This is a genomic window from Gammaproteobacteria bacterium (ex Lamellibrachia satsuma) (assembly GCA_019623805.1).
GTDB lineage: Bacteria > Pseudomonadota > Gammaproteobacteria > Chromatiales > Chromatiaceae > QGON01.
This window is the reverse complement of record CP053680.1, coordinates 845496-858350: the sequence shown is the minus strand read 5'-3', so window position 1 is coordinate 858350 and position 12855 is coordinate 845496. Positions and strand designations below refer to the sequence as shown.

Sequence of the window (12855 nt, the reverse complement as noted above, 5' to 3'; positions counted from 1 at the left end):
CTATTTTTTCATCCAGTCAAACACCTGTTTGCTGCCGTCTATTAGAGGGGTAGCCGATTGGTTTCCCAGCGCCAGGCGGTGCAATCTGTCGAGGTCCATCACAGGTGGCCGCAGGAGTACGTCGAGATAGGGTTGCAGTGTTGCCGGTGCGCGAGCCTTGATCTCTTCTATTGAACAGTATTCAAAATGGGGAGCGGGCGCACTGCAGGCGCGGGACCAGGTTGTCATGAAGGTCTGCCAGTTGAATCGTTCGTCACCAGCCACATTGAGCAGGGCCGGGAGGTTCGGTTGAGAGATGAGATCCCGAATCAGTGCACCGTGATCCGCAGCAAACCAGGGTTGCAGCAGTGACTGATCGTTTGTGGGTATCGGGAGGGATTCCTGCGCATTCAGACGTTGTGGTAACGCAGGGTCTCTGCCGAACAGGGTGAGTGGAGCATGCCCCGGCCCATAGAGTCCCCCAACACGCAGAGATATGCTCTCCCGGCTACTCCCCGCCCATTTCAGCGCTGCATTTTCTGCCGCCAGTTTTGCTTCTGCGAAGAAGCCTTCCGGCTCTGGCGAATCGTTCTCCCGATAGGCTCTGTCACAGCCGGGACCATAGACCACTGCGCTGCTGACAAACAGGTAGCGGCGGGTGATCGCAGGCAGTGCTTCGATAAGCGCGGTGACGTCGTCTTCGGTATAAGCAATCTGATCGACCACTGCCTGGGGCTGGAATTCGGCCAGCTTTTGGCGTAAGCGTCCGGTGTTGTGCCGATCGCTGATGAAATCAGGGGCGGGGCCGTTGCTCTCGCCACGGGAGATGCCAAGGACTTGGTGTCCGGCAGCCCGCAGTGCGCTGACCACTGCCCGTCCACCACAGCCGGTACTGCCGATGACGACGATTCGCTGGGGGTCAGGCATCGAACTCGATGTAGGGTCTGGGGTAGGAACGCAGCAGGCGTTGACGCACATAATCGGATGTCGGGTTCAGTGCGCACACCGCCTCCCGGAAGGTCTCCGCTATCTGTTCGTCAATGCTAGGAGAGGCGATCTCCAGAAAACGGTCATCGAACAGTGGATCGGTGTCTGCAGTGGCGCTGACGCCTTTTTCCTCCAGGTGTCCCTGCATCGTTTCGTAGGGTGCGCCCCGGTCAAAACGCAGGGGGAAGGCGTAGAAGCAGGGACCGAGCCGGTTGGCGGCATCCCCGAGACGCTCAGCGATGGCGGCCAGTTCCCGAAGAAAATCCAGGGTGAAAGCCAGATCCTCCGGAGTATCGCCGGGCACCGGCTGCAGAATACCGAATACCGGCAGGACATCGTTTTTCAGACAGGCCTCCACCAGATTACGTGCACCTTCAAGATACCTTTCATGCACCTTTGGACGGGCATCGATCTTTTCCAGTTCAAAGAGAGACTGGTGGCCGACTGCCTCAAGCCCAAAGTAGATGAGGTCGCAACCTGCTGCCGCGAGTTGCGGCACGTCCTCCGGATGCAGTACATCTACCCGGCTTTCAGCCAGAAACTGCATGGGGGTCACTTTGAGTAGATTGCAGACCTCTGCGAGCCGCTTGCGGTTGACCCCGAACAGGGGATCGCAGATCCACAGATACCAGGACTTTTCCATGTTGGAAAAGAATTCGAGATCCGCCTTCACCTTCTCGATAGGATTGTGGGTAAAACCAGGATTGGTCAGACGCTCGGTGCAGAAAGTGCAGTGGTAGGGGCAACCCCGGCTGGTAAGCCAACAGAAAATGTCATAGCGTTCCGGATGGCGCATCAGGGACATATCCACCGGCGGTGCCGTGGGGAGGGTTTCTGCGGGCGGGTTGGAACGGATCTTTTCTCCATCGCGCCACACCAGTCCTGGTATCGAAGCCGGATTTTGCAGGCCACTCCTTACCAGCGCGAGTGCAGCCTGTTCCCCTGGCCCTGCAACGATGGCATCGACCTCAGGACAGCGTTCGAGGATCTCCGCGCCACAGGCGGTAACCCAGACACCACCCAACACCACCGGCAGTGACCCGTTGCGCTGTTTCAGGACCCTCGCCATAGCCGCGCCGAACCGTCCTTCAACCGGTGACAGGCAGGCAATGCCGACCATTTGTGGCGACTCCTTCAGCACGGCATCGGCGATCCGTTCCAGTAGTGCCTTGGGGGAATCGGAATCCCCTTCGTCATCGAGATCGATACTGGGATCGAGGACTGAAACCGCCGCCCCTTCGCTGCGCAGATAGCTACCAAGGGTGATGTTCGAGAGAGAGGGGCAGAGACCGCCTGGCAGGGTGTCGCCCGCCAGTGGAGTGCTGAGCAACAATAGATCCGTCATCTTAGTCTGCTCCAAAGGGTGTGTGGGTTTGAGACTAAAAGAATCACCGGTGTTACTCAAGGACTGAATGCCTGACTTTCAATTTGCGGTTGTGGAGGCGGACTTGGGCTACAATCCCGGAAAGCTTTTTTACCGAACGATGCGAATATTGAGGGATAATCATGAGTCAAGCCAACAGGGAAACCTACCCCTTGATAGAACTCTCTATCGGCACCCTGGATGTGGATGCTCAGGAGGCGTTCTGGGTAAAGATGTTCGGTGGCAAGGTGATCTTTCGTGGACAGATGATGGGACTGCGTTTCAGCCGCCTGATTGTCTGCGGCGCCACCCTGGTCTTTCGTGAGGATCCCGATTTTCAACTGCCACCCGGACCGGGGGATGAGCGTCTTTTTAACAACCACATCGGACTGCGTGTGTTTGACCTGGATCGGTCGGTGGCTGAACTGGAGTCCCGTGGCGCTGAGTTTGTCCTTAAACCGGAAATGGTGCGTGAACTGCTCAAGCAAAAAAATGACGGCGCCCCCAAGATACTTGAAACAGACTATATCGCTCCACCACTGAATGCTGAACGCCTCGCGAACGGGGAGTATAAAATTGATGTGGCGATTCTGGTGGGGCCTGGCAACCTCTGGATCGAGCTCAATCAGATCACAGAGCCGGAAGATACGAATTGGTTCCCCTGGTGATGCGCAAATCCTTTGGCGGCGGTATTGCCGCCTGGTCCATCCGTCACCCTATCGGGGTTGTGATGATCACACTGGCGGTGATGGTACTTGGGGTCTTCTCCCTGGGACGGCTGGGTGTCGATCTGTTACCTCATATCATCTATCCCGATGTTCGGGTGCGGGTTCTGGATCCCGGTGTGCCTGCGAGCATCATGGAGGATCGCGTCACCCGCCAGTTGGAGGAGCAGCTCGCTATCACGGAGGATGCCATTCACATTGAGTCCCGCTCCTCCGAGGGGCGCAGCGCGGTGGATCTGTCGTTTGCCTACGGTACGGATATCGACAAGGCGCTGCAGGATGCCAGTACCCGTCTCGACCGGGCCAAACGCTTTCTCCCCGATAGCATCGAAGCGCCGGTCATCTATAAACGCGACCCGTCCCAACGGCCGGTTGCGGAGTTCGTTGTCAGTTCCTCCCTGCGGGATTCGGTGGAACTGCGCAGTTGGGTCGACTATGAGTTGAGCAAGTGGTTCCTCAACCTGCCCGGCGTGGCTGCTGCAGAGGTTGGTGGTGGGCTGGTGCGTGAGATTCAGATCCAGGCGGATCAGCTGCGTCTGGCAGGACTCGATATGCATCTGCTCGACTTGAAGGATGTGCTGGAGTCGGCAAACGTGGATACGCCGGGTGGCCGTCTCATGATGGAACATGGTGAAATCAGCGGCCGCACGGATGGCCGTTTTCACTCGGTGAATGAGATTCTGAACCTACCGTTGGCCAGTGTTGGCGTGGCTAACCTGTCGGCGATGGTGCGTCTGAGTGAGGTGGCGGAGGTCGAAGACGGCGCAGAGGAGGAGCGGCTGCGAATCCGTCTCAACCAGTTGCCTGGCATCAAACTCTCGATCCAGAAACAGCCGCAGGCGAACACGGTAAAGGTGGTGGACAGTGTCTTGGCGCGAGTGGCCGAGTTGCAGGAAAAAGGGTTGATACCACCCGATGTGGAGATACGCCCGGTGGATGATCAGGCGCGTTATGTCCGGCGGGCACTGAACAATGCGGTGAACTCAGCCGGTATTGGCGCAATGCTCGCTATGCTGGTGGTCTATCTGTTCCTTGGCAGTCTGCGTCGTACGCTGATCATCGGCAGTGCTATACCCATTGCCATACTGGTGACCTTCATTCTCATGGCGAGTGGCGGATTGACGCTGAATATCATGACGCTGGGTGGTTTGGCGCTTGGTATCGGCATGCTGGTGGATAGCACCATTGTAATGCTCGAAAATATCTATCGGCATCAGCGGGAACGCAGTGGGGCAGACGCAACCGATGTAACTGAGGTGTCGGGCAGGGCGGCAGCCGAGGTCAACAGCGCCATTGTCGCCTCCACCTCCACTAACCTGGCTGCGGTACTGCCGTTTCTCTTTATCGGGGGGTTGGTCGGATTGCTGTTTCAGGAGCTGATATTCACCATATCAGCTGCCATTGTTGCCTCGCTTCTGGTGGCGCTTACGCTGGTGCCCGCATTGGCCGGCCGCATACCGGCGCAACGTGAGGGGCTGATGAGGCGCGGAGTGAACCTTCTGATCTCTGCTTTGCAGAACGGATATGCCTGGTTGACCCGCTGGCTGTTGAAGGTGCCCTGGCTCGTGCCGTTGTTGTTTATCCTGGGGATGGTTCTGGCTTGGCCAATGCTGAGTCAGGGACGGCAGATCTTTCTGCCGGAGATGGATGAGGGGCGGGTCTACGTCAGTATTACTGCCGACCGTGGTATCAATCTGGCCCGCATGGATGAAATTGTCAAAAAGATCGAAACGATGTTCGTGCAGCAGCCTGAGGTCGAGAGTATCTATGCCCAAGTGGGGGGATTTGTCTTTGGCCGCTCCACTTATGAAGCATCCAATCGTTCCAGTCTGCATGTTACCCTGAAACCGATAAAGGAGCGGGGTATCGACAGCCGGACATGGATTGCACGTATGCAGAAGCAGATTCAGGATGCCAGCCTGGTCGGCATACGGATATATATGCGGGTCTCCGGCATTCGCGGTATCCGCCTGAACCGGGGGGATGACGACATCGAACTGCGTCTGCAGGGTACGGATCTTGAAAAGATGTCCCGGATTGCAGATCGGGTGGTTGAACGTCTTGGGAAAATCGAAGGCTTACGAAATATCTCTCATACCAGCGAGGACCTGAATCAGGAACTTTCAGTTGTGGTGGATCGGGAACGGGCCTCCGGTTTTGGTCTCTCAGTGGAAGACGTTGGACGGATCCTGGAGCTTGCCCTGGGAGGTCTGAAAGTCACTGAATTCCTCGATGGTGATCGCAGTGTGGACGTGCGTCTACGACTTCAGCGGCGGGATGTCTCCACGCCAGCCGATGTGGAGTCGGTGATTATCTTCAGTCGAACGGAGCCAAGGGTTCCCCTGCGCCTGGGAGAGGTGGCCAAGGTCGAATTGGTGCCAAGCCCTGTCTCTATCCATCGGGATCAACAGCGCAGGGTGGTGAATATCAGTGCCTCCACCAGCAAGGGCTTGACGCCTGGAGAGGCGTTGCAGTCGGTGCAGGATGTGGTAGATGGGATGGAGCTGCCGCCTGGTTACATAGTCTACGAGGCGGGCGGTCAGGAGGCGCAACGTGAGGGACGCGATCTGGGATTGCTCTTGCTGGGGCTGGCGCTGTTTCTGGTCTTTGTGGTGATGGCGGTGCAGTATGAATCACTGCGTAATCCCATTGTCATCATGCTCAGTGTGCCTTTTGCGGTGATTGGAGTCGTTTTGGGATTGGAGTGGTCTGGACTGCCGCGCTCCATGCCGGTGCTGCTGGGCCTGATCATGCTGGCTGGGATCGTGGTGAACAATGCGATTGTGCTGGTGGAATATATGGTTTTACAACGCCGTGCCGGATTGACGATTGATGCCGCGATCATCGAGGCCGCACGGCTTCGACTGCGCCCGATCCTGATGACCACCCTGACCACCGTGGCCGGTATGCTGCCTCTGGCACTGGCTTGGGGGGAGGGTGCAGAGATGCTGCAGCCGCTGGCGGTTACCATGGTTTCGGGACTGCTGTTTTCCACCCTGGTGACCCTGCTGTTGATTCCGTCGGTCTATCGGTTGATTGCGGTGGGGGATAAGAGGTTAAAGGTGACAGGTGACAGGTGACAGGTGACAGGGCGATTTTGCATTTGTTTTCAAGCCAGAGCTTGACGCGTTTATAGGCAAAAGCAAGCTTTTGGAAACCTGAAACCTGAAACCTGAAACCTGAAACCTGAAACCTGAAACCTGAAACCTGAAACCTTTCTCCTACAACATCGTCACCCGATTCCTGCCATTGTCTTTCGACTGATAGAGTGCATCATCTGCCCGCTTTAAGAGAGTTGCGGTGGTGTCGTCCGCTTGCAGAAAGGTGATGCCGAAACTGCCGGTGACTTGAGTGCCGTTGCTGGGTCTGATCGTGGCAATGGCGGCTCTGAGCCTTTCACTCAGTTTCATTGCTTTGTCAGCTGTAAGGTCGGGGCAGATGATTAGAAACTCCTCACCTCCCCAACGGCCAATCGTGTCGTTGCCCCGCACGTTATCCTTCAACTGCTCCGCAAGGTGCTGAATGACTTCGTCTCCCATCTGGTGTCCATACCGGTCGTTGATCGATTTGAAGTGGTCGATATCGAGCAGGATAAGTGCCAGGGGTGAGTCGTTTCGTTGGGCGCTATCCAAACTCTCCTGCATCACCTGATCGATTTTTCGCCGGTTGTAGAGCTGGGTCAGGACGTCGATCTCTGAAAGGTGGGCGAGCTCCCGATTCTTGGCCGCCAACTGCTTCTGCGTACTGCGAAGCCTGTCCAGCGCATTTGTCAGCTGGACGTTTTCCTCTTTGCGCAGCTCTTCGCGGATCGCACGGGCAGCAATCCCCCGGTAGATTGAGGAGATATAGACGGCGAGAGCGGTAAAAAACGCAAGAAAAATAACCCGCAGCGCAATATTGCTGTCACTTACCAATGGGGTGGTGAAATCATCTGAGATTGTGCCGAGTTCTATCGTGCCTCTGCTGATTGCCAGGAAAACAATCAGCAGGTAGAGGCCGATGCTGAGTACCCCCGAGAGCAGGGTGAGTCGGGGTGAAAAACGGATGGTGGCAAGACCGATCCAGAGATAGTAGAGCAGGAAGGCCTCTGACTTGAAGGTTCGATAGGTGCCGAAGGCGTAGAGGACGATGGAGAGCAGGAGGATATCTATGGTGACAGAGAGATATTTCAGCCACCAGATATGCCTGTCTCGTTTGAGATGGAAATGGAGCAGGACGCCGTAGATCAGGTTAACCAGCGAAGCGCTGATTATGGCGATGAAGGAGGATTCTGGAATCTCACTGCGTATGCTGAACCCCGCCAGAAAGTAGAGGAAGGTGAATAAAATTCTGGCGTTGTTCGCATAGCGCTCGCTTTTCTGCTCTTCTTTGATGTAAAGCTGTTTGAGAGGCGTTGAAGAGTTTGTCCGGGTTGCATCGTGCATCAGCTCATTATAGCGGCCACTGGCCAGACCATAATTGAGGAATACCACAGTTTCGGGAAGTAAAACCCCTTCTTGGTTAACGGTACTGCCGCAGATACCACCACTCGAACAGACGCTTGAGCCAATGGAACAGACGCATGTTTGGCATCACGATGTTACGCGTGGCGGTGCGGGCCACCAGCATGCCGGAGGTCTGGCTGTCGACGATACAGACCAGTTCCACCTTGTAGGTCTCTTTGGGTGTCTCCCCCCGGAACTCCGCCAGCAGATTCTTGGCCGCTGCCACCGCCTGCAGATCGGCCATGTGAGCCTGCTTCGGCATCCAATCGGGGCCGGGAAAGCTGCCGGAATCACCGGCCACGTAGATCTGTTTCATGCCTTCGACCCGGCACTGAGCGTCTGCCTTTACCAGTCCGCCCGGGGAGCGGGGCAGGTCAGTGTTGTCGAACCACAAATTGCCGGTCATACCGGGCATGAAGAGGATCAGGTCGGCATCAAATTCGCCGCCGTGGGTGATCACCTTGGTTTCGGTGAACGCTTTCATTTTAAAGCCGAGATGGGTTTCGATTCCCCGTTTGGCCATCTCCTGAACCAGCCCCTTCACCGCCTTGGGTCCCAGACGCTGTCCTGGGTTCTCTGCAGGGGTGAAGAAGATGAGTTTGAATTTGTCGCGGCGTTTCTCCAGGCGCAGTTGCCGGTCGATTCCGAAGAGAAACTCGAACATCGGGCCGCCACGCATGGCGCTGGGTTCCTTGGGATTGCCGGCAAAACCGATGGCGATGGTGCCGCCCTCCAGATCCTGTAAACGGTCACGGATTCTGACGGTTGCCGAAACGCCTTCGCAGGGAGTAATGGCGTGTTCGATACCAGGCAGTTTTTTTATGAACCGTCCGCCGGAACCGATGATCAGACCATCGTTTTCGATCTTGCCATCGCTGGTGATCAGAGTGCGCCCGCCATCTTCCAGACCTGTGGCTTCGGCAACGTGATGGATGACGTTCATGCGCCGGAAGAACTTCTCCAGCGGAATGATCAGGTCTTCGGGTTGGCGCAGGCCGGAGGGAATCCAGATAGTGCCGGGTAGATAGTGGAATTCAGCCTTGGGGCTGACGACGGTGATCTGCATCTCCTTGTCGCCGGCCCGCAGATGCTGCACAGCCGTCAGTGCAGCAAAACCGCTGCCGACAATGGTTACTCGCTTCATGCAAGGGTTCTCCAGCGCAATTGGGAGGGTGCCAGAAAAGCCACCAGGCAGGTCGGATCAGCGATAGCGTAATCCGACAAGTTTTAAGATCTTTTCAACACCCTGCATTTGTAAATTGATCTGCGCAGAGGAGCTTTGTCCAGACACATACGGATACCCCCCTGCTGATCGGTGTGCGAATAGTATCGGGAGCCGCACCCCGTCACAAGCAGGAATACCCTGCACTGGAAGGGGCAGCCCTCCGCGCTGTCAGAGTCCGACCAGTTCTGCGTGTAGACCTTGAAACTGGGTGATGCTCAACAGATCCTGGCTGCTTACCAGTGTTGGATTGTATTCCAGCAGGAAGAGATGGGGACGGCGCTCGTCTACATGTACGGAGACGACTCCATCTCTTTGCCGAAAGGACGACTGCAACTGGTCGAGCCTAGCTTTATCAAGATTTTCGTCGACGTGAATAGTGACGTCCGCCAGATTGATGTCCACGATGTTATCTCCTCAAAGTGTGTCCCGATTCTGACATTGAACGGTCGGATAATGGAACAGGTTGCGGCGCAACAGTGCTGCCTACCTATAAGGATAGCGGAAAATTTGGAGTGATTGTCATGCAGATTACTCCACTGGGGTAACCTGCTTGCCGTTGCGCAGGCCGAGAATGCCTTTGCTGATGATGACGTCGCCGACTTTGAGTCCTGAGACGATCTCAACCCGGTTGGCAATGTGACTGCCGCTGGTCACCGAGGTGCGCAGGGCTTTGCTGTTTCCATTGAGGAGAAAGACATACTCCCCCGCATTATCCCGTTGCAGGGCCTTGAAAGGCACCATCAGGCGTTGCTTTTGTGCGGTTTCCAGGCTTACACGGGAGAGTTGGCCGGGACGTGCGGCCTGGGGTATGGGATCCAGCATCACTTCAATGATGCCCATGCGGGTGTTGATGTCCAGTTCCGGATGGATGCGTTTTACCTTGCCGGAAAACCGCTTGGAGCCGAGGCCATCTATGCCTACCAGGACGGGATCACCCAGGCTGAGATTGGGCAGCAGCAGGTCGGATACAGGTATCTCGATGATGAGCGATTCAGGATCGATCAGTGTCAACAGATGGGTATGGCGGGGTACCACATCGCCGGGTTCCACCAGGCGCTGACTGATAACGCCGCTGAAGGGGGCCTTGATCTGTGTATAGGCCAGCCGGGTTTCCAGAAGCTTTTGCTCTGCCATCGAGACTTCAACTTCGGTCCTGGCGCGGGCCAGTTCGTCTTCTGAGGTGGCTTTATGTCTGGCCAGATCCTCGATTCGTTTTAGATTGAGTCTGGACTGACGGGTGGTGGCGGTTGCCTTCCGCAGTTCGGCTTCGAGCAGGTCGCTCTCCAGGCGGGCCAGCAGCCGGCCGGCTTTTATCCTGTCTCCCTCATAAAAAGGCAATTCGGTGATGCGCCCCTCTTCCTGGCTGAAGATACGCACCTTTTGACGGGCGCGCAGAGTGCCGGTGAGTTCATGTTTGAGTCCGACTGCGCGAGGGGTCAGGGTTTCGGTCACCACCAGATGTTTGGTGGCGGGGCGGGACTTTTTGTCAGCACCACTTTTTTTTGCGCTGCCGCTCGGCTCCGTGCAGGCAAAGAGGCTGATGGTAAACAGCAGTGTCGATACTAGCCTGAAAAGATACCTGGCACGCATGAGTCGGTTAACAGGTCCTACTTCAGGTTGGTGACTGGTGGAGTGCCACCGTTGGGAACGTATGGAGAGTAGTGTTTGATGTCGCGCTTGACGTTACGCTGCACGATTACGCCGAGGATCTTGAAACTCTTTCCCGTGAGATCGATGGCTGGGTAACCGGCCTTGAGAGCCTGCAGCCGCTTCTTTCCGTCTCCTTCCGAAATGTATTGGCGGAACCAGCGTTCCCCATCCACCTCGGCCACGATATAGGCCCCGGTGGCACAGACTTCTGCCGGTTCGATGACGATGACGCACTTGGCGGGAAATTCCGGTTCCATGCTGTCGTCCAGTACCTGGAGGGGGTAAAGCTCGTTATAACTACACTCGTTGCTCATGATCTGTCTGTATAAATCTACTTGGTTAACCAGTGTCCATTCGGAAACCCGTATCTAACCACAAAGCGCACGAAGATCACGAAGGTAACAGATTGACTAACAATAAATTTCCTTTCGGCAACTGCTTCCTGCGTTGCTCTACCTCCTGCATCCATGCAGTCGCGTGTACATCGTGCGCTTCGTGGTGAAAACAGTGTTTCCGGACGGGCGCTAACTATAAAGTGGTCTGCAGATTAAACCTTGGAATTGCCCGGTTTTATCCACAGAAATATTAGAGAAATCTGCGTTTCTATCGGAGATTCCGATAAAATCCAGTTTTCACACTGATCGCATTCTAGCATGTCCCACTATATTCAATCCCAAAACGGGGTTCACAAGGATAGACGAGATTTTCACAACCTTCGCAACATGTTGCCCTTCCTTTGGGAGTATCGCGGGAGGGCACTGTTTGCGCTGGGTTGCCTGGTAGTCGCAAAACTGGCCAATGTGGGTATTCCTCTGGTGCTGAAAGAGATTGTCGACCTCCTGGAAAAGGGCGACAAGTTGCTGTTGGTTTTGCCCCTCTCACTTCTATTGGGCTACGGTGCGCTGCGCCTCAGCAGTTCGCTTTTCAATGAGCTGCGGGATGCCGTTTTCGCGCGGGTGCGTTATCGCGCCATGAGGCGTCTATCCAACCGGGTGTTGAACCATCTGCATGATCTATCCCTACGCTTCCATTTGGAGCGCCAGACCGGGGCTATCAGCCGCGATCTGGAACGGGGTACCCGTTCGGTCAGTTCCATTCTCAACTACATGGTCTTCAGTATCCTGCCGATGCTGGTGGAGTTCAGTCTGGTGGCGGTGGTACTGCTGACCCAGTACGACATCGTTTTCACGCTGGTCACCTTTGGCGCCGTGGCGGTCTATATCGGCTTTACTCTGGCGATCACTGAGTGGCGCATGGAGTACCGCCATGCCATGAACAAGCTGGATTCGCAGGCCAATAGCCAAGCCTTCGATAGTCTCATCAATTATGAGACGGTCAAATATTTCGGCAACGAACGATTGGAGCTGGACCGTTTCGACGGCACGCTTTCCCAGTGGGAGGATAATGCTGTCAAGAGCCAGACTTCCATGTCACTGCTCAATTTTGGTCAGGGCGGGATAATCGCCATCGGCGTCACCATTATCATGATCTTTGCCACCGATGGAGTGGTGAAGGGTGAGATGTCAATCGGCGACCTGGTGCTGGTCAATGCCTTTATGTTGCAGCTTTTTATTCCCCTGAACTTTCTCGGCATTGTCTATCGTCAGATCAAATACTCCCTGGCGGATATGGATCTTATCTTCAAACTGCTGAAGCAAAAGCCGGAGATCACCGATGCGCCGGATGCACAACCCCTGGTGCTGCGTGAGGGGGAGGTCCGCTTCGAGTTTGTGGATTTCTCCTACCAGAAAGAGCGGGCGATCCTGCACGGTGTGGATTTCACCATCCGGCCTGGTGAAAAGGTGGCGGTGGTGGGACATAGCGGGGCGGGCAAGTCGACCCTCTCCCGACTGTTGTTCCGTTTCTACGACATCACCGGCGGCCGGGTGCTGCTGGACGGGCAGGATATTCGATCAGTGACCCGTGACAGCCTGCGGGCGGTGATCGGCATCGTGCCCCAGGATACCGTGCTGTTCAACGAATCTATCCTCTACAATCTCTCTTATGGCCGGCCGGATGCCGGCCGGGATGAGATCGAAGCCGCTGCGCGTATCGCCCATATCGCAGCGTTCATCGATTCGCTGCCGGACGGATATGAGACGGTGGTGGGGGAGCGGGGACTCAAACTCTCCGGTGGCGAGAAACAGCGCATCGCCATCGCCCGGGCGATGCTCAAGCGGCCGCGAATACTGGTTTTCGACGAGGCCACATCCTCACTCGATACCAAGACGGAACAGGTGATTCAGGAGACCCTGAAAGAGGTGGCGAAGGATCACACGACACTGGTCATCGCCCATCGTCTCTCCACGGTGGTGGATGCGGACCGTATCCTGGTAATGGAGCAGGGTAGTATTGTGGAACAGGGCACCCACCGGGAGTTGTTGGCGATGAATGGCCGTTACCGGCAGATGTGGCAGTTGCAGCAGGAAGAGCGGGAGTGAT

At 56.0% G+C, this 12855-nt stretch carries 10 protein-coding genes; 3 read left to right on the top strand and 7 right to left on the bottom strand.

Annotated elements, in window-relative coordinates:
- Complete coding sequence (locus HPY30_03795; GenBank protein QYZ65191.1) at positions 1-906, bottom strand: NAD-dependent epimerase/dehydratase family protein; 906 nt, start codon at positions 904-906, stop codon at positions 1-3.
- Complete coding sequence (locus tag HPY30_03790) at positions 899-2311, bottom strand: radical SAM protein (GenBank protein ID QYZ65190.1); 1413 nt, start codon at positions 2309-2311, stop codon at positions 899-901. Before HPY30_03790 ends, HPY30_03795 begins: the two co-directional genes overlap by 8 nt.
- A 161-nt stretch (positions 2312-2472) precedes the next feature.
- On the opposite strand from HPY30_03790, the gene HPY30_03785 reads away from it, so the two are divergent.
- Together HPY30_03785 and HPY30_03780 are read left to right on the top strand one after the other, a co-directional pair.
- Complete coding sequence (locus HPY30_03785; GenBank protein ID QYZ65189.1) at positions 2473-2997, top strand: hypothetical protein; 525 nt, start codon at positions 2473-2475, stop codon at positions 2995-2997.
- Positions 2997-6134, top strand: coding sequence for an efflux RND transporter permease subunit (locus tag HPY30_03780; protein ID QYZ67892.1), 3138 nt, complete (start codon positions 2997-2999; stop codon positions 6132-6134). The genes HPY30_03785 and HPY30_03780 overlap by 1 nt, the downstream gene beginning before the upstream one ends.
- Positions 6135-6275: 141 nt before the next feature.
- Here HPY30_03780 and HPY30_03775 read toward each other — a convergent pair whose 3' ends face one another.
- From HPY30_03775 to HPY30_03755, 5 genes are all read right to left on the bottom strand, one after another.
- A complete protein-coding gene (locus tag HPY30_03775; GenBank protein QYZ67891.1) occupies positions 6276-7478 on the bottom strand; it encodes a GGDEF domain-containing protein in 1203 nt (400 codons plus the stop codon).
- A 76-nt stretch (positions 7479-7554) separates the two neighbouring features.
- Positions 7555-8682: an FAD-dependent oxidoreductase gene (locus tag HPY30_03770; protein QYZ65188.1), complete on the bottom strand. Its 1128-nt coding sequence runs from the start codon at positions 8680-8682 to the stop codon at positions 7555-7557.
- Between the two features lie 249 nt (positions 8683-8931).
- Positions 8932-9165 (bottom strand): ATP-binding protein, encoded by a 234-nt coding sequence (locus HPY30_03765; GenBank protein ID QYZ65187.1) that lies wholly within the window; start codon positions 9163-9165, stop codon positions 8932-8934.
- Between the two features lie 126 nt (positions 9166-9291).
- A complete protein-coding gene (locus HPY30_03760) occupies positions 9292-10353 on the bottom strand; it encodes an efflux RND transporter periplasmic adaptor subunit (protein ID QYZ65186.1) in 1062 nt (353 codons plus the stop codon).
- 17 nt (positions 10354-10370) lie between these two features.
- Positions 10371-10727: a S24 family peptidase gene (locus HPY30_03755; GenBank protein QYZ65185.1), complete on the bottom strand. Its 357-nt coding sequence runs from the start codon at positions 10725-10727 to the stop codon at positions 10371-10373.
- Positions 10728-11066: 339 nt separating this feature from the next.
- Between HPY30_03755 and HPY30_03750 the strand changes: the two genes are divergently transcribed.
- The gene (locus tag HPY30_03750; protein QYZ65184.1) at positions 11067-12854 is read left to right on the top strand and encodes an ABC transporter ATP-binding protein/permease; all 1788 of its coding nucleotides are present in this window, start codon (positions 11067-11069) and stop codon (positions 12852-12854) included.
- The last annotated feature ends 1 nt before the right edge of the window (position 12855 follow it).